At 68.3% G+C, this 16,998-nt stretch carries 13 protein-coding genes; 5 read left to right on the top strand and 8 right to left on the bottom strand.

The window, feature by feature from the left end; all coding sequences use genetic code 11:
- Positions 1-69 precede the first annotated feature (69 nt).
- The 4 genes from G3A50_RS07150 to G3A50_RS07135 all read left to right on the top strand — a co-directional run bounded on the left by G3A50_RS07150 (position 70) and on the right by G3A50_RS07135 (position 5,352).
- Positions 70-1,164, top strand: coding sequence for a twin-arginine translocation signal domain-containing protein (locus tag G3A50_RS07150; protein WP_163074602.1), 1,095 nt, complete (start codon positions 70-72; stop codon positions 1,162-1,164).
- 143 nt (positions 1,165-1,307) lie between these two features.
- Positions 1,308-2,717, top strand: a complete 1,410-nt coding sequence (locus tag G3A50_RS07145; protein WP_163074601.1) for an NAD(P)/FAD-dependent oxidoreductase — start codon at positions 1,308-1,310, stop codon at positions 2,715-2,717.
- Positions 2,714-3,940 carry an NAD(P)/FAD-dependent oxidoreductase gene (locus tag G3A50_RS07140; protein ID WP_163074600.1) on the top strand — a complete coding sequence of 409 codons (1,227 nt, stop codon included), beginning with the start codon at positions 2,714-2,716 and terminating at the stop codon, positions 3,938-3,940. Before G3A50_RS07145 ends, G3A50_RS07140 begins: the two co-directional genes overlap by 4 nt.
- Positions 3,940-5,352, top strand: coding sequence for an FGGY family carbohydrate kinase (locus G3A50_RS07135; protein ID WP_163074599.1), 1,413 nt, complete (start codon positions 3,940-3,942; stop codon positions 5,350-5,352). Before G3A50_RS07140 ends, G3A50_RS07135 begins: the two co-directional genes overlap by 1 nt.
- On the opposite strand, the gene G3A50_RS07130 is transcribed toward G3A50_RS07135, so the two are convergent.
- From G3A50_RS07130 to G3A50_RS07120, 3 genes are read right to left on the bottom strand one after another with little or no spacing between them, the layout of a single operon-like run.
- On the bottom strand, positions 5,342-6,454 hold the full coding sequence (locus tag G3A50_RS07130) for an ABC transporter permease (protein WP_163074598.1): 1,113 nt from the start codon (positions 6,452-6,454) through the stop codon (positions 5,342-5,344). The two genes, G3A50_RS07135 and G3A50_RS07130, sit on opposite strands and share 11 nt — an antisense overlap.
- 2 nt (positions 6,455-6,456) lie before the next feature.
- Positions 6,457-9,252 (bottom strand): ribosome-associated ATPase/putative transporter RbbA, encoded by a 2,796-nt coding sequence (gene rbbA, locus G3A50_RS07125; protein ID WP_163074597.1) that lies wholly within the window; start codon positions 9,250-9,252, stop codon positions 6,457-6,459.
- Positions 9,249-10,319 (bottom strand): HlyD family secretion protein, encoded by a 1,071-nt coding sequence (locus G3A50_RS07120; RefSeq protein WP_163074596.1) that lies wholly within the window; start codon positions 10,317-10,319, stop codon positions 9,249-9,251. Before G3A50_RS07120 ends, rbbA begins: the two co-directional genes overlap by 4 nt.
- Before the next feature lie 391 nt (positions 10,320-10,710).
- Between G3A50_RS07120 and G3A50_RS07115 the strand changes: the two genes are divergently transcribed.
- Positions 10,711-11,517, top strand: a complete 807-nt coding sequence (locus G3A50_RS07115; protein ID WP_425483452.1) for a DUF72 domain-containing protein — start codon at positions 10,711-10,713, stop codon at positions 11,515-11,517.
- Here the strand turns inward: G3A50_RS07115 and G3A50_RS07110 are convergent.
- The 5 genes from G3A50_RS07110 to G3A50_RS07090 all read right to left on the bottom strand — a co-directional run bounded on the left by G3A50_RS07110 (position 11,501) and on the right by G3A50_RS07090 (position 16,990).
- The gene (locus G3A50_RS07110) at positions 11,501-12,928 is read right to left on the bottom strand and encodes a sensor histidine kinase (protein WP_246252213.1); all 1,428 of its coding nucleotides are present in this window, start codon (positions 12,926-12,928) and stop codon (positions 11,501-11,503) included. The genes G3A50_RS07115 and G3A50_RS07110 overlap by 17 nt on opposite strands.
- Positions 12,925-13,602 (bottom strand): response regulator, encoded by a 678-nt coding sequence (locus tag G3A50_RS07105; protein ID WP_163074595.1) that lies wholly within the window; start codon positions 13,600-13,602, stop codon positions 12,925-12,927. The genes G3A50_RS07110 and G3A50_RS07105 overlap by 4 nt, the downstream gene beginning before the upstream one ends.
- A gap of 33 nt (positions 13,603-13,635) precedes the next feature.
- Positions 13,636-14,199, bottom strand: a complete 564-nt coding sequence (locus G3A50_RS07100; protein WP_163074594.1) for a cytochrome b/b6 domain-containing protein — start codon at positions 14,197-14,199, stop codon at positions 13,636-13,638.
- Positions 14,199-14,471: a PepSY domain-containing protein gene (locus G3A50_RS07095; RefSeq protein WP_163074593.1), complete on the bottom strand. Its 273-nt coding sequence runs from the start codon at positions 14,469-14,471 to the stop codon at positions 14,199-14,201. Before G3A50_RS07095 ends, G3A50_RS07100 begins: the two co-directional genes overlap by 1 nt.
- 134 nt (positions 14,472-14,605) lie before the next feature.
- Positions 14,606-16,990: a phosphoketolase family protein gene (locus G3A50_RS07090; protein ID WP_163074592.1), complete on the bottom strand. Its 2,385-nt coding sequence runs from the start codon at positions 16,988-16,990 to the stop codon at positions 14,606-14,608.
- Positions 16,991-16,998 lie beyond the last annotated feature (8 nt).

Raw genomic sequence — 16,998 nt, 5'->3', positions numbered from 1 at the left:
GATCAAGACCCGCCGACCTGAGACAAGATCTTCCAGAGACAAGACCTTCCAACCCGAGAGGAGCAGCAGATGAGCGACACCACGAAGAAGCCCGGCGCGGCTGAGAAGATACTGTCCACACGCCGTAATTTCCTCGGCAAGGCCGGCCTCGGCGCCGGCGCGGCGCTGGCCGGCTCCACGATCGCGGCGCCCTACGTGAACGCGCAGGTCGGTCCGATCAAGTGGCGCCTGCAGACCTATTCCGGCGCCCCGCTCGGCGCCCACGTCATCAAGCCGCAGATCGACGCCTTCAACGCGGCGGCGAATGGCGAGATGGAGATCGAGCTGTTCTACGCCGACCAGCTGGTGCCCACCTCCGACCTGTTCCGCGCGCTGCAGAGCGGCACCATCGACGCGGTGCAGTCGGACGAAGCCTCGATGTCCGCGCCGGTCGATATCGCCGTGTTCGGCGGCTACTTCCCCTTCGCCACCCGCTACAGCCTCGATGTGCCGGCGCTGTTCCGCTATTACGGCCTGAAGGAGATCTGGGAAGAAGCCTATTCCGAGGTCGACAACGTCACCTGGCTGTCCACCGGCGCGTGGGATCCGCTGCACGTCTTCACCGTCGACAAGCCGATCCGCAGCCTTGCGGACATGAAGGGCCTGCGCGTATTCGGCGTGCCGACCGCCGGCAAGTTCCTCTCCAAGTACGGCCTCGTGCCGGTGACCATCCCGTGGGACAACGTCGAAGTCGCGCTGCAGACCGGCGAGCTGGACGGCGTGGCCTGGTGCGGCTTCACCGAAGCCTATGAAGTGGGCTGGGCGGATGTGTGCAACTACGCGCTCTCCAACTCCGTCACCGGCGCCTGGTTCGGCAGCTACTTCGCCAATTCGGGCAGCTGGGAGAAGGTGCCGCCGCACCTGAAGGAGCTGTTCCTGATGAGCATCGACCAGTCGCACTACTACCGCGACGTCTGGTACTGGGGCGGCGAGGCCAAGCTGCGCGTCGAGGGCGAGAAGATGGAACTCACCTCGCTGCCGCCGGCCGAATGGGCCCAGGTGGTCGAGGATTCCAAGGGCTTCTGGGACGAAGTCGCCGGCTCCAGCCCGCGCGCGGGCCGGGTTGTCGCCGCGTTCAAGAAGTACGCCGAGACCATGCAGAAGGCCGGCTACCCCTATCGCTGATCGGGCGCCGTTCTCCATCTCCGCAACGCACGGTCCCGCCCTTCCGGGCGGGGCCGCTGCCGCCCGGTGCCGGCCGTGCCGCACGATGTGACGCGAGCGGTCGCTGTCCCGGTCGCGTAATGAGACTATGGAAGGGAGCACGCATGCTCCGCACACACGCCCCACCATCGCAGGACCTTTTCGACGTCGCCATCATCGGCGCGGGCGTGGTCGGCTGCGCCGTTGCCCGGCGTTTCGCGCTGGCCGGGGCCAGGGTGGTGCTGATCGAGAAGGGGAGCGACATCCTCTCCGGCGCCTCCAAGGCCAACAGCGCCATCCTGCACACCGGTTTCGACGCCCCGCCCGGCAGCCTCGAGCTCGACCTGATCAAGGCCGGGCGCGCCGAATATCTCGACATCCGCGCCGGGCTGAACCTGCCGCTGGTGACGACGGGGGCTCTGGTCTGCGCCTGGAACGAGATGGAAGCCGGCAAGCTGGAGGCGATCGCCGCGCAGGGCCGCGCGAATGGCATCACCGCGCTGAAGCTGATGACTGGCGCGCAGGCCCGCACCACCATGCCTGGCCTTTCCGAGCGGCTGGTGGCGGCGATCGAGGTCGAGGACGAGCATGTCATCGACCCCTGGACCGCGCCGCTGGCCTATCTGACGCAGGCGGTGGCCCTCGGCGCCCGTTTCCTGCGCCAGGCCGAACTTGTCGAGGGACGTTTTGCCGGCGAGTGGACGCTCTCGACCAGCACGGGCGATGTGCGCGCGCTCAGCGTCGTCAACGCGGCAGGGCTGTTTGGCGACGTGGTCGACCGCCGCCTCGGCTTCGCACCGGAATTCGAGATCCGGCCGCGCAAGGGCCAGTTCGTGGTGCTGGACAAGGCCGCCTTCGCCCATGTGCCGCGCATCGTGCTGCCGGTTCCGACCGAGATCACCAAGGGCGTGGTGGTCTGCCCGACCGCCTTCGGCAATGTGCTGGTGGGCCCGACCGCCGAGGAACAGGACGACCGCGTCCGTGCCACGGTGGAAACCGAAACGCTGGAAGCGCTGCTGGAGCGGGGCGCGCAGATCGTGCCCGCGCTCCGCGCCATGCCGGTGACGGCGGTCTATGCCGGGCTGCGGCCGGCGAGCGAGAGCAAGGCCTACCGCATCTTCACACGCCCCGAACAGCGCGCGATCACGCTGGGCGGCATCCGCTCCACCGGACTGAGCGCGGCGCTGGGGCTGGCGCAGCATGCCCTGTCGCTGCACAGGGCCTTTGACGCGCCCCCGCTGGTGCCGGTCGAGCCGCCGCCCGTTGCGCTGCCCAACCTTGCGGAGACACGCGAGCGCGACTGGCAGACGCCCGACCACGGCGAGATCGTCTGCCATTGCGAGATGGTGACGCGGCGCGAGATCGAGGCCGCGCTGGCCAGCGACGTGCCGCCGGGGGACTTTGGCGGGCTGAAGCGCCGCACGCGCGCCGGCATGGGGCGCTGCCAGGGTTTTTATTGCAATGCGCGCCTCGCGCAGATGACGAAGGGCCGCCTTGCCACCGCGCTGGCGGTCGGGGACGGCGAGGGCTCATGAGCGCGACAGCGGATGTCATCATCGTCGGCGGTGGCCCGGCGGGTGTGGCGGCGGCGATGGAACTGCGCCGGCGCGGCGCCGGCAAGGTGGTGCTGCTGGAGCGCGAGCCGGAACTGGGCGGGGCGACGCGCCATTGCAGCCATTCGCCCTTCGGCATGCGCGAATTCGGCCGGGTCTATTTCGGCGCCGCCTATGGGCGCCGGCTGGCCCGCGAGGCCGCGGACGCCGGGGTCGACATACGCACCGGCCATTCGGTGGCGCGGTTTCATGGTGGCGGCCGGCTGGAAGTGGCGTCCGCGCACGGCGTCGAGACCCTGACCGCGCGCCGGGTGATGATCGCCACCGGCGCGCGCGAGCGGCCGCGTTCCGACCGCCTGATCTCCGGGGATCGGCCGATCGGCATCGTCACCACGGGCACGCTGCAATCCTATGTCGCCTTTCACGGGCTGATGCCGTTCAGGCGGCCGGTGATCGTGGGATCGGAGCTGGTCAGCCTCTCCGCCATCCTGACCTGCCTCACCCATGGCGCCCGCCCGCTGGCCCTGCTGGAGAGCGAGCCCCACATGCTGGCGCCGGCGCCCTTCGCCTGGTTTCCGCGCATGGCGGGCGTGCCGGTTCATCTGGGCACGCGGATCCTCGACATTCGCGGCACCGGGCGGGTGGAGGCGATCCGCTTTCGCCGCCAGGACGGCGTCGAGGAGACGATCCCGTGCGACGGCGTGCTGCTGACCGGGCGCTTCACGCCGGAGGCCGCGCTGTTCCGGCAGTCGGAGATCGGAGTCGACAGCGCCAGCGCGGGTCCCGCCATCGATCAGGACGGGCGCACCCTGGACCCGCTGTGTTTTGCCAGCGGCAACCTTCTGCGCGCGGTCGAGACCGGGGGATGGGCCTATCGCGAAGGCCGGGCCGTGGCGCGCGCGCTGGCGCTGGATCTGGCGCATGAGCCGGTGCCATCAGCGCCGACCGCCGTCACTTTCGAGGCGCCGGTGAAACTTGTCGTGCCGAGCCTGCTGCGCCGGCAGGGGAGCGGCGAACCGGCCTTCCGCGACTTCCAGCTCCGCTTCACCCATCGCGTGCACGGGCGGCTGTCGCTGGAGATCGACGGGCGCGAGGTGTGGGCGCAGACGCGCACCTTCTTCCCCGAGCGGCGGGTGCTGGTGCCGATCCCGGAGGGCGCCAGCGCGGCGGGAAGCGTCCGCTTCCGGTTTCGGGAGCCGGGCTGATGCGGGTCGCGGCGGTTGACCAGGGCACGACCTCGACGCGCTGTCTTGTGGTGGAAGATGGCCGCGAGGTCCGGGTCGCGGCGGCGCTGCGCCATGCCCAGAGCCATCCCCGGCCGGGTTGGGTGGAGCAGGACGGCGAGGAACTTCTGGCCAATATCCGCGCCGTGCTCGACGCGGCGGGCCGGGTGGACGCCATCGCCATCGCCAATCAGGGCGAAAGCTGCCTTGCCTGGGACGCGCGGAGCGGGCGCCCGCTCTCGCCGGTGGTCGTGTGGCAGGATGCGCGCACGGCCGACGCGCTGGCGGCGCGGGGCGCGGAAGCCGAGGCACGCTCGAAAGCGATCTGCGGCCTGCCGCTCGATCCCTATTTCTCGGCCAGCAAGCTGGCCTGGCTTCTGGCCCATGTGCCGGCGGTTTCCGCCGCCCATGATGCGGGCCGGCTGCGGCTTGGCACCACGGACGCCTTTTTTCTGGACCGGCTGTGCGGTGCCTTCGTCACCGACAGCGCGACCGCCTCGCGCACCGGCCTGCTCGACCTCGCGACCGGGACCTGGAGCGCGGAGCTGTGCGCGCTGCATGGCGTGCCGATGGAGTGCCTGCCGCGGATCGCCGCCGTCGATGCCGGGTTCGGCACGCTCGCCGGGGTGCCGGTGAAGGTGTCGATCGTGGACCAGCAGGCGGCGCTTTACGGGCATGGCTGCCGGCAACCAGGCGATGCCAAGATCACCTTCGGCACCGGCGCTTTCCTGCTCGCCGTGACAGGGAGCGAACGGCCCGCTGCCTCCGATCTGCTGCCCACGGTTGCGTGGCGGCGGGCGGGCGAGGGCGCGGTGTTCGCGCTGGAGGGCGGCGTCTACGACGCGGGCGCCGCGCTCGACTGGGTGCGCCGGATCGGCCTTTATGCCGGGCCGGAGGAACTCGACGGCTTCACGGGTCCATCCGCGCTGAGCCGTGGCCTCGTCTTCGTGCCGGCGCTGTCGGGGCTGGCGGCGCCTTACTGGGACCGCAGGGCGGCGCCTTTGTTCATCGGCATGGATGCCGCGACCGGGCGCGCCGACATGGTGCGGGCGGCGCTGGAGGGCATCGCCATGCTCACCGTCGGGCTGATCGAGGCGGCGGCCGCGACGGTTGGACCGATCACCACGCTGTCGATCGACGGCGGCCTGTCGCAGAGCGCCTATTTCGGCCGGTTCCTCGCGGCGGCGAGCGGGCGCGCGGTGCGGGTGCCGGCGATGCACGAGATCACCTCGCTCGGGCTGGCGGAACTGTGCGGGGTGGATGTCGAGCCGCTGCGCGCGAACTCCCGTCACTATGATCCGGACGGTTCGGTCTCGGCCGGCGACCATCGCCGTTTTGCCGCCGCCGTCGGAAAGAGCCGGGACTGGCGCGGCGACGGTCCTGCTAGCGCATGAAGCGCCTGAAGCGGCGCAGCGACAGGAAGAACAGCGCGCCGCCAATGGCCGCCAGCGCCAGGAACTGCGGCCAGACCACATCCAGCCCCGCGCCCCGGAACAGGATCGACTGCGCCAGCATGACGAAATGCGTGTTCGGCGTGAAGGCCATGATGTCCTGAATGATCTGCGGCATGCTCTCGCGCGGTGTCGTCGCGCCGGACAGGACCTGGAGCGGCAGCAGAACCAGCATCAGCAGCAGCCCGAATTGCGGCATCGAGCCCGCCACGGTGGCGAGGAAGATGCCCATCGAGGTTGTCGCGAAGAGCTGAAGGACCGTGCCGAGCATGAACAGCGTCATCGAGCCGTTGATGGGAACGCCCAGCAGGCCCTGGACGATGAACACGAGCGAGGCCCCCGTGGCGACGAGCACGACCAAGCCCATCGACCAGATCTTGCTGAGCATGATCTCGACCGGGGTGACCGGCATCACCAGAAGATGCTCGATGGTGCCGTGTTCACGCTCGCGGATGAGCGCGGCCCCTGTGAGCACGATGGAGAGCATGGTGATGGAGGTGATCACATTGGTGACCGCGCCGAACCAGCTCTTGCTGAGCTGCTGGTTGAAGCGCGCGCGCAGGGCAAGCTGGACCGGAACCTCGGTATCGCCCCGGTAGCGGTTCAGGAACTCGCTCACCTCGCCCGAGACGATGGACTCCACGTAGCCCCCGCCCGAGAACGCCTGCGACATGCGGGTGGCATCGATATTGAGCTGGATGGTGGGCGAGCGGCCCGCCAGCAGGTCGCGCTGGAAGTTCGGGGGAATGTCGAGCGCGAAGGTGTCGAAACCGGCGTCCATGCGCCGGTCCATCTCCGACGGGGTGATGAGCCCCGGCACCGAGAAATAGGGCGGATAGAACGCGGTGATGATCCGCGAGGAGGCGGGCGAGCGGTCCTCGTCGACGATGCTGATCGCGGCGTGGTTGAGCGTCTCCGGCATCGCGGTCGAGGCGGTGTAGATCGAAACCGAGAAGGCATAGACGATCAGCACCAGCAGCATCGGGTCGCGTCTGAGCCCGCGCAGTTCCTTGAAGCCGAGCTGCATCACATTTGCCACGCGCATGGCTAGCCCGCCTGTTTCTTGAGGAAAGCGGCACTCAGGCCGAGCAGGAGCGGACCGGCGAGCAGGAGCGGGATGAAGGCCGTGTCGAGATCGGCGAAGCCGAGCCCTTTCGAGAAGGTGCCGCGCGCGATGGTGACGAAATAGGTAGTGGGGTAAATCTGCCCGATCAGCGCGCCCACGCCCTGGAGCGAGGAGACCGGATCGATCATGCCGGAGAACTGCACCGCGGGAACGAGCGTGACCAGCGCGGTGCCGAAGATCGCCGCGATCTGGCTGCTCATGAAGGTGGAGAGCAGCAGCCCCAGCGCCGTGGTCGCGAACACGTAGAGCAGCGCGGCGGCGCTGAGCGCGGCAAAGCTGCCCGTCAGCGGCACCTGGAAGGCATAGACCGCGAAGGCCACCAGCATGAGGTAGTTCAGGCTCGCCAGCGCCACATAGGGCAGCTGCTTGCCGATGAGAAATTCCATCCGCGTCACCGGGGTGGCGTAGAAATTGACGATGGAGCCGAGCTCCTTCTCGCGCACCACGCTCAGCACCGCGAGCATGGCGGGGATCATCATCAACAGCAGCGGGATGACCGCCGGCACCATGGCGATCAGGCTCTCGATGCCGGGATTGTAGCGGTAGCGGATGGCGATGTTGAAATCGCCGATCGTGGCCGCCTCGCCATAGATCTCGCGCGCCTTGCGGGTGAGCCACGCCGTGTGCATGCCCTGGACATAGCCGCGCACGGTCTCGGCGCGGGTCGGCATCGCGCCGTCGATCCACGCGCCGATCTCGACCGTTCGCCCGCGCGCGACATCGCGGGCGAAGCCGGGCGGGATCTCGATGGCGAGGCTGATCTCGCCCGCCCGCATGCGTCGGTCGAGATCCTCGTAGTCGCGCAGGGCCGGCTTCTCGATGAAGTAGCGCGAGCCGGCGATCTGCTGGACGTAGTCCTGGCTGAGCGCGCTGTCGTCGCGGTCGAGCACGGCGAAGGACAGGTTCTCGACATCGAGATTGATGCCGTAGCCGACCACGAACATCAGGATCACGGTGCCCAGCAGCGCAAGGGTGGCCCGGATCGGGTCGCGCTGCAATTCCAGCGACTCCCGGCGCGTATAGGCGAACATGCGGCGGACATCGAACCACCGCCCGGTGGCGGATGTCGGCTCCATCTCGCCCGGCGCGTGCAGGGCGGCGTGTGGGACGGTGTCGGCCGGAGCGGTGCCGGGGGAAGGGCGCGTGCCGATGGCGTCCTGGAGATAGGCGATGAAGGCCTCTTCAAGCGTCGCCGCCCCACGCGCCGCGACGATCGCCTTCGGGGTGTCGCTGACCAGCACCCGCCCGGCATGCATCAGCGAGATCCGGTCGCACAGCTCGGCCTCGTTCATGAAGTGGGTGGAGACGAAGATGGTCACATTGTCCTGGCGCGACAGCTCGGAGAGGATCTGCCAGAAGCCGTCCCGCGCCACCGGGTCGACGCCCGATGTCGGCTCGTCGAGGATGAGGATGTCCGGCGCGTGGATCATCGCCACGGCAAGCGACAGCCGCTGGCGGATTCCCAGCGGCAGGGAATCGGGTAGCGCCTCCATCACGCCTTCAAGATCGAAGCGTTGCGCCATCTCGTCGATGCGTGCCGGAATGGCGCCCGGCTCCATGCGAAACAGCCGGGCGTGCAGGTCGAGATTCTGCCGGACGGTGAGTTCGGTATAGAGCGAGAACGCCTGGCTCATATAGCCGACACGGCGGCGCACCTCGATGTCGTTGGGGTCGACCTCGTGGCCGAACAGGCGCGCGATCCCCTCCGAGGCCGGCAGAAGGCCGGTCAGCATCTTCATTGTCGTGGTCTTGCCGCAGCCATTCGACCCCAGAAAGCCGAAGATCTCCCCGCGCGGAATGCGGAAGCTGACATCGTCGACCGCGGTGAAATCACCGAACCGCATGGTGAGATGCGCCGCCTCGATGGCAAGCTCGCCGTCGTGCGTGTCCTGGCGCGGGGGAATGACCACCTCGTGGTGGCCGCGCCGCTTTTCCTCCGGCAGCAGCGCGATGAAGGCGGCGTCGAGATTGTCGGCGCCGGTGGTGGCGAGCAGCTCGGCCGGCGTGCCGGTGGCAAGGATCGCGCCGTCATCCATGGCGACCAGCCAGTCGAAGCCCTGCGCCTCCTCCATGTAAGCGGTGGCGACGATGACGCTCATGCCCGGCCGCTCGGCGCGAATGGTGTCGATCAGCTCCCAGAACTGACGCCGCGACAGTGGGTCGACGCCCGTGGTGGGCTCGTCGAGAATGAGCAGGTCGGGATCGTGGATGAGCGCGCAGCACAGCCCGAGCTTCTGCTTCATGCCGCCCGAGAGCTTGCCGGCGGGCCTCTGCGCGAAGGGGTCGAGCCCTGTCGCCTTCAGCAACTCGCCGATGCGCCGGGCGCGCTCGTGCCGGTCCTGGCCGAACAGACGGGCGAAGAAGTCGACATTCTCGAACACCGAGAGCGTCGGATAGAGGTTCTTGCCAAGCCCCTGCGGCATATAGGCGATGCGCGGACAGCTGCGCTGGCGGTGGGCCGGATCGGCGATGTCGCCGCCCAGCACGTCGATCCGCCCTTCCTGCACCCGGCGAGCGCCGGAGACCAGCGAGAGCAGGGTGGACTTGCCCACGCCATCCGGTCCGATGAGACCGACCATCACACCGGCGGGAATGTCGAGCGTGATGGCCTCCAGCGCGCGCGTCTTGCCGGCCCGCCCGCTGCCATAGGAGTGGCGCACCGCTTCGAGGCGGACGACCGGCGGCGCCTCGCCCGGCCATGCCGGCGCGGGGCTCATTTCACCAGGTTCTCGGTCAAGTTGGCGGGCCAGTCGACGGCGGGATCGAGCCGGACATAGGCCATGCCGGGAAGGCCGGTCTTGACCTGCTTTATGTGCCTGCGCAGCAGTTCCGGCGGGATCCGCGCCTTGATGCGGAACATCAGCTTCAGGCGCTCGGTCTCGGTTTCCACCGTCTTCGGCGTGAACTGGGCGACATCGGCGACAAAGCTGACGCTGGCGGGGATGACATATTGCGGGACAGCGTCGAGCACGAGACGGGCCTGCGTGCCGATCGCCACCCGCCCGGCGTCGACCGTGGGCAGGAAGAAGGTCATGTAGACATCTTCGAGATCGACCAGGTTGAGCACCCGTCCGCCGGCCGAGAGCACCTCGCCGGGCTGCGCCACGCGGTACTGCACCCGCCCGTCGCGGGGGGAGGTAAGCGTGCTGTCGTCGATGTCGGCCTGGATGGACTCGATCGCCGCCTTGGCGGCATCGACCGCCGCCTCCGCGTCCACGATCGAGGCACGGGCGGAGCTGATCGCCGCCTCGGCGGCCGCGAGCTGAGCCTTGGCGGCCTCCACCGCCGCCTTGGCGCTTTGCTCGCTCGCCTTGTCGTCGTCCATCGTCTGCTGCGAGACCGAGTTGCTCTGGACCAACTGCGCGGAGCGGGCGAGGCGCTTCTCCGCGGCGTCGAGTTCGGCCTCGCGCTGCGCGATGACCGCCGTGGCCGCGTTGCGCTCGGCCTCGCGTTGCGCCACCAGACTCCGGGCGGTGTCGATGCCGATGACGGCGCGCTGCTGCTGCGCCTGGGCCTGCCGCAGCTGGGCGGCGAGCTGGACCGTGTCCATCCGCGCCAGCACCTGCCCGGCGGTGACGAAATCGCCCTCGTCAACGAGGATTTCCTTGATGCGGCCGGCAGTCTTGGTGGAAACGTCGATTTCCGTCGCCTCGATGCGGCCATTGCCGCCGGCGATTCCTTCCGGCAGCCCGCCGCCCTCGTAATATCGCCAGCCATAATAGGCGGCGCCGATGACCGCGACCGCGATGAGGCCGAGGGCCAGCTTCCTGAACGGCTTCGTCATGTGTGACCCCGGTTCCTGCTCGTTACGTCTCGGGCGATGGCTGGCGGGAAGCCATTACCGGTTCGGCACGTCTGTTGGCTACGACGAAACGTCGGTTCGCCGGATGGTTTCTGCATCCCGGCACTGCACGGCGTTGCCGGGGCGAGACGATCGGCGCGTGAGGGACCTTGCGGCGAACGCGTGCGGTCTTTTCTCGTGTCGCGCGTGGACGCGCCGAAGCCGGCTCGCAGGATTAGAGGCTCCACCAATGCTCTAGCATTGATCGCGGTCAAGGTGCGGACTGATTAGGGCGGCGGGCGTGTCGGCCGATAGCGCCTGTTGGCCCGCGGACACCTTGGCGGCGGACGGGCGCGCGCCTATCGTGCCCACCCCTGCGCGGCACCGGAGTTTCATGATGGCGAACAACGCGGCACCCATTCGCATCGGCGTTGGCGGCTGGACTTTTGAGCCCTGGCGCGGGCCGTTCTATCCGGACGGGTTGGCGCAGAAGCGCGAGCTGGAATTCGCCAGCCGCAAGCTCACCGCCATCGAGATCAACGGCACTTACTACGGCTCACAGAAGCCCGAGAGCTTCGCCAAGTGGCGTGCCGAGACACCGGACAGTTTCGTGTTCACGCTGAAGGGCCCGCGTTTCGCCACCAACCGGCGCGTGCTGGCCGAAGCGGGGACCTCGATCGAGCGCTTTTTCGCCAGCGGCGTGACCGAGCTGAAGGAGAAGCTGGGGCCGATCAACTGGCAATTCATGGCGACCAAGAAGTTCGATCCCGCCGACTTCGAGGGCTTCCTGAAGCTCCTGCCGGCGTCGGTCGACGGCCTGCCGATCCGCCACGCGGTGGAGGTGCGCCACGACAGCTTCCGGACCCCAGACTTCATCGACATGGCGCGCGCGCATGGCGTGGCGGTGGTCTTCGCCGGCGATTCCGACTTTCCGTGCATCGCCGATGTGACCGCGCCCTTTGTCTATGCGCGGGTGATGGGCACGCGCGAGGAGGAGGCTCTGGGATACCCGCCCGAGGCTCTCGATGCCTGGGCCGGATGCGCGAAGGCATGGGCGCAGGGTGTCACGCCGGCGCCGTTGGCGGACAGGCTGCTCGCGCCCGCGGCCAGCGTGGTGCCGCGCGAGGTGTTCTTCTTTGTCATCTCAGGATTCAAGGTCCGAAATCCCGCCGCCGCCATGGCGCTTATCGAGCGGGTGTGAGGGGGACATCCTCGGTGGGAAAAACCAGCCGCGCGCGGGTGCCGCGCGGCGCATCGCGTTCGGTTTCCAGCTGCCCGCCATGCAGCGCCATGATACGGCGCACGATCTCAAGCCCGATGCCGAGGCCGCCCGCGCGCCGGTAATGGCCTGGCGCATCGCCCGCCGGCGGCGCGGGATCGAAGCCGATCCCGTCATCCTGTACGAAGAGGCCGGGGCCGCCATCCGTGCCCACCTTGATGCTCACGCCCGGCCCGCCATGGCGCACCGCGTTTTCAATCAGATTGCGCGCCGCGTCCCGGATCAGCGAGGGGCGGGCCATCACCACCGGGTTGCTGGACGCTTCGAAGGCGATGCTGGCGCCTTGCTCGTAGACGAAGGGCGCCAGCGCCTCGACGGTCTCGCGGCCGAGATCGTCGAGCCCGACCGCCTCGAAGCCGGTGCGATCGACCGCCTCCAGCCGGGCGAGCGTGAGCAGCTGCTGGACGAAATGGCCGAGTTCGTCGAGTTCTCCCAGCGCCCGCCGCGCGGCCGGGTGGTCGATCCGCTCCAGTTCCAGCCTTATGACGGCGAGCGGGGTGCGGATTTCGTGGGCGATGGCGGAGGTGAAGAGCTTCTGCGCCGCCATCAGGTCGCGGGTGCGGGCATAGGAGCGGTTGACCGCGCCGGCGAGGCGGGCGATTTCCAGCGGCATGCCGGCTTCTTCCAGCCGGGCGTCGGACTTCAGGGGATCCAGCCGCTCGGCCTGCTCGGCCTGCTGGCGCACCGGGCGCAGCGCGGAGCGGATGGAGAACAGCGTGGCGCCGAGCACGAAGATGAGCGTGAGGCTCATCGGCACCAGCATGTGGTCCAGCGCCTCTTCGCCGAGCACGTTCCAGACCGCCCGCTGAGGATCGCTCGCCACCGCGATCTCGATGAAGACGCTGCGGTTGCCGATCTCGACCGTGCGCCCGCCCGCGAAGGTGAGCGGGTAGCCGGGCGTGATGATCCGCATCCAGAACGAGGGGGGGTGCAGATCGAGGGGGAGGAAATGCTCGGTGCATTCCTCGTCGCACTGGGAGTACAGCACAACGCCGCTGGCGGTGCGCACCCGCGCGACATAGCCGGAGGCCGAGGTGCCGTAGCGCTCGGCAAGCTCAGGGGGCAGCTGGAAGGCCAGCCGCTCGCCGTGGCGCGACAGGCCTTCCGCGATCGCGCCGGTTTCACGCTCAAGCAGCAGCCGCGCGAGATTCTGCGGGTCGCGCCCATATTGGACGAGCACCACGATGAGCTGCGCCAGCATGGCCAGGCCGGCGAACAGCACGATGCGGCCGGCGACGAGGCGCCCGAGCGGCACCGCGCGGCGCGGCGGCCCGCTTCGGGGCTGGTCGCGCGCCGGCGCGCCGGGGGCGTTGTCGTGCGCGGACGTGCTCAAGGCGCGGTCTCGCGCAGCAGATAGCCGACGCCGCGCACCGTTTCGATCGCGATCCCGGTGGGGTGTCCCGCCAATTTGCGGCGCAGGCGCGAGAGCAGAAGCTCGATCGCGTTGGCGCTGGTTTCGCCATCGAACTGCGAGAGCATGGCTTCCAGCCCCCGCTTGGGCGTGACGCGGCCGGCGTGGCGCATCAGGATTTCCAGCGCGGCGCGCTCGCGCGGGGCCAGGGCGACAGGGGTATCGGCGCAGCTCACCGTCTGTGTCGCGGGGTCGTAGCGCAGCGCGCCGGCTTCCATCACCGGTGAGGCGGCGAACGGCGCCCGGCGCAGCAGCGCCCGCGCCCGGGCCAGCAGCTCGCCATTGTTGAACGGCTTGGTGAGGTAGTCGTCGGCCCCGGCGTCGAGGCCGGCGATGCGCTCGTCAACGGCGCCGCGCGCGGTCAGAACCAGCGTTGGCGTGGTGTCCTTGCGGCGGCGCAGGCCGCGCAGCAGATCGAGCCCGTCGCCATCGGGAAGGCCGAGGTCGAGCAGCACGAGATCGTAGCGCGCCACGGCGAGCGCGTCCTCGGCCTCGGTCAGGCCGCCGGCGGTATCAAGGCGCCAGCCTGCGCCGCGGATCGTCTCACCGATCAGCTCGCGCAGGCGGGCACTGTCCTCGACCAGAAGCAGCCTCACCGCACCCTCACGCGCGCCATGTGCCCGCACGCCTCATGCCCGCTTGCGACCCGTCACCATCGACCATACGAGGTTTTCATGGTGGCGCCAGCTTTCGAACAGGGCCGCCGCGGCATGCAGCAGCGCCAGAACGAGAATGGCATTGGCGAGGGTCTCGTGAAGCTCCTCCAGCCAGTCCTCGCCCCAGAAGGCGTCCAGTCCCATCATCCATCCGGTCAGGCAGACGCCCGCCAGCAGAGCCATGAGGACCAGCATCATTACCGCGCCGGCCGGGTTGTGCCCGAGCATGCGCGGCTCCCGCCCCTTCGCCAGCGCAGCCACATAACGGCGCAGGCGCGAGGGCGTGGGCATGAAGTCGGCGAAGCGCGCATAGCGCGTTCCGATGAATCCCCAGACAAGGCGGATGACGAGGGCACCGGCGACGACATAGCCGACGATCTCGTGGGGCAGATCGCCGTCCTCGAGGATGAACAGGTTCAGGATACAACCGGTGACCACCGTCCAGTGGAAGATACGCACAACAGGGTCCCACACCCGGACGGAGGCACCGGTGGCCGAAGGCGGGTCGCCTTCGGCCCGAGCCATACGCTCCCGCATCAGTCGATCTCGGACTTCACGACTGCGCCGGTGACCGGGTTGAAGTAGACCTCGGCCTTCTTGTTGTCCTTGGTGTAGCCGTAGATTTCATAGCAGCTGCCGGAAACCTTGAAGGTCTTGATCTTCTGGTAGCCCATTTCGGCAACCTTCGCCTTCATGGCGTCCTGGCTCATCCACTTGTCTTTGGTTTCAGTGGTGCAGGACGGGCCGGCGAAGGCAGCGGCGGGGGCGAGGACGGCGAGGGCCACGAGGCTGGCGGCGATCTTGCGCATAGCGTTCCTTTCAAGCGTTGGTCTCGCGTCAGCGAGCAACGTCAAGCTAGGATGGCCTGCCTGTCAGAAAGCTGTCGGCCGGATGAGATGGCGCCATGGCCACCTCATCCACCGTTTGCTCAAGCGCCCGCGGTTCAGCCGTTGCTCGGCCAGCGCCAGTTGCGCACCTCGGGCATGTCGAGGCCGTGGGCGCGGATGTAGCGAGCATGCTCGGTCAGCTTGTCGCGCAGCGCCTCGCGGGCATGAACGCCCGTCTCGCCGAGGCTCTTGATGCGCTCGATGGCGTCCATGGCGAGGTGGTAGCGGTCCAGCCGATTGCGCACCACCATGTCGAACGGCGTGGTGGTGGAACCCTCTTCCACATAGCCGCGCACGTGAAGATTGTCGTGGTTCGTGCGCTTGTAGGTCAGGCGGTGGATGAGCCAGGGATAGCCGTGATAGGCGAAGATGATCGGCTTGTCGGTGGTGAAAAGGGCGTCGAAGTTGCTGTCGGTCAGGCCGTGCGGATGCTCGGTGCTGGATTGCAGCGTCATCAGGTCGACGACGTTGATGACCCGGATCTTGAGCGCGGGGAAATAGCCGCGCAGCAGGTCGACCGCAGCCATGGTCTCCAGCGTCGGCACGTCGCCGGCGCAGGCCATGACCACGTCGGGTTCGCCATCGGCGTCGCTGCTGGCCCACTCCCAGATGCCGATGCCCTTGGCGCAGTGGTCGATGGCGGCATCCATGTCGAGCCACTGCGGCTCGGGCTGCTTGCCGGCGACGATGACGTTCACCCGGTTCCAGCTCTTCAGGCAGTGGTCGGTGACGTAGAGCAGGGTGTTGGCGTCCGGCGGCAGGTAGACCCGCACGATCTCCGCCTTCTTGTTCACCACATGGTCGATGAAGCCGGGGTCCTGGTGGCTGAAGCCGTTATGGTCCTGCCGCCAGACATGGGAGGTGAGAAGGTAGTTGAGCGAGGCGATGGGGCGCCGCCATTCGACTTCCTTGGACGACTTCAGCCATTTGGCGTGCTGGTTGAACATCGAATCCACGATGTGGATGAACGCCTCGTAGCAGGAGAACAGGCCGTGGCGGCCGGTGAGGAGGTAGCCCTCCAGCCAGCCCTGGCACATGTGCTCGCTGAGCATTTCGATCACCCGCCCGTACGGCGCCAGATGCTCGTCTTCGGGGATGGTCCTCGCCTCCCAGGCGCGGTCCGTGACCTCGAAAAGGGCCTGAAGCCGGTTTGAGGCGGTCTCGTCCGGGCCGAAGACACGGAAGTTCCGGCTGTCCTCGTTCGCCTTCATCACGTCGCGCAGGAAGGTGCCCATGACATAGGTCGATTCACCGTCCGTGCCGCCGGGATGGGCGACCTTCACGGCATAGTCGGTGAAGTCCGGCATGCGCAGCGGACGGCGCAATGCGCCGCCATTGGCGCTCGGATTGGCGCTCATCCGCTTGGTGCCCTCCGGCGCCAGCGAAGCGATCTCGGGGAGCAGGCGGCCGGCCTCGTCGAACAGTTCCTCGGGCTTGTAGCTCTTCATCCACTCTTCGAGCAGAGCGAGGTGGCTGGCCTTGGTCATGTCGGAGAACGGCACCTGGTGCGAACGCCAGAAGCCTTCGGTCTTCTTGCCGTCGACGGTCTTCGGGCCCGTCCAGCCCTTGGGGCTGCGCAACACGATCATCGGCCAGCGCGGGCGCTCGCTGGCGCCATTCTCACGCGCGGCCCGCTGGATCGCCGCGATCTGGGCGAAGGCGTTGTCGCACGCCTCGGCCATGAGGTCGTGCATGACGTCGGGATCGTCACCCTCGACGAAGATCGGGGTGTAGCCCATGCCCTCCATCAGGGAGCGCAGTTCCTCGGGCGAGATGCGGGCGAGGACGGTGGGGTTGGCGATCTTGTAGCCGTTGAGGTGCAGGATCGGCAGCACCGCGCCATCCGTGGCCGGATTCAGGAACTTGTTGCCGTGCCACGAGGTCGCCAGCGGCCCGGTCTCCGCCTCGCCATCGCCGACCACGCAGGCGACCACGAGATCGGGATTGTCCAGCACGGCCCCATAGGCGTGGGACAGCGAATAGCCAAGTTCGCCTCCCTCATGGATCGAGCCGGGCGTTTCCGGCGCGGCATGGCTGGGAATGCCGCCGGGAAAGGAGAACTGGCGGAACAGGCGGCGCACGCCTTCCTCGTCGCGCGAGACGTCGGGATAGACCTCGCTATAGGTACCATCGAGATAGGTGGAGGCGACCACGCCCGGCGCGCCGTGGCCGGGGCCGGCGATGAACAGCACGTTGGCGCCGGTGTTCACGATCACGCGGTTCAGGTGGACGTAAATGAAGTTGAGGCCGGGCGTGGTGCCCCAGTGGCCGAGCAGGCGGGGCTTCACATGCTCGATCGCGAGCTTTTCCCGCAGCAGCGGATTGTCGAGCAGGTAGATCTGTCCGACCGAGAGAAAGTTCGCCGCACGCCACCAGGCGTTCATCCGGGATTTCAGCTCGGGGGTCAGCGGGCCTGTCGTCGCGCTCTGCTCAACTGCCATCCATCTTC

Origin of the sequence: Ancylobacter pratisalsi (assembly GCF_010669125.1) — a bacterium.
Classification (GTDB): Bacteria; Pseudomonadota; Alphaproteobacteria; order Rhizobiales; family Xanthobacteraceae; genus Ancylobacter; species Ancylobacter pratisalsi.
This window is presented reverse-complemented; position numbering and strand designations above follow the sequence as displayed.

Excerpts from the sequence above, each read along its gene's own strand:
- rbbA (WP_163074597.1), bottom strand. The coding sequence starts at position 9,252 with ATGAGCCCCGCGCCGGCATGGCCGGGCGAGGCGCCGCCGGTCGTCCGC.
- G3A50_RS07130 (WP_163074598.1), bottom strand. The coding sequence starts at position 6,454 with ATGCGCGTGGCAAATGTGATGCAGCTCGGCTTCAAGGAACTGCGCGGG.
- G3A50_RS07140 (WP_163074600.1), top strand. The coding sequence starts at position 2,714 with ATGAGCGCGACAGCGGATGTCATCATCGTCGGCGGTGGCCCGGCGGGT.
- G3A50_RS07115 (WP_425483452.1), top strand. The coding sequence starts at position 10,711 with ATGATGGCGAACAACGCGGCACCCATTCGCATCGGCGTTGGCGGCTGG.
- G3A50_RS07135 (WP_163074599.1), top strand. The coding sequence starts at position 3,940 with ATGCGGGTCGCGGCGGTTGACCAGGGCACGACCTCGACGCGCTGTCTT.
- G3A50_RS07120 (WP_163074596.1), bottom strand. The coding sequence starts at position 10,319 with ATGACGAAGCCGTTCAGGAAGCTGGCCCTCGGCCTCATCGCGGTCGCG.
- G3A50_RS07090 (WP_163074592.1), bottom strand. The coding sequence starts at position 16,990 with ATGGCAGTTGAGCAGAGCGCGACGACAGGCCCGCTGACCCCCGAGCTG.
- G3A50_RS07145 (WP_163074601.1), top strand. The coding sequence starts at position 1,308 with ATGCTCCGCACACACGCCCCACCATCGCAGGACCTTTTCGACGTCGCC.
- G3A50_RS07100 (WP_163074594.1), bottom strand. The coding sequence starts at position 14,199 with ATGCGGGAGCGTATGGCTCGGGCCGAAGGCGACCCGCCTTCGGCCACC.
- G3A50_RS07150 (WP_163074602.1), top strand. The coding sequence starts at position 70 with ATGAGCGACACCACGAAGAAGCCCGGCGCGGCTGAGAAGATACTGTCC.
- G3A50_RS07095 (WP_163074593.1), bottom strand. The coding sequence starts at position 14,471 with ATGCGCAAGATCGCCGCCAGCCTCGTGGCCCTCGCCGTCCTCGCCCCC.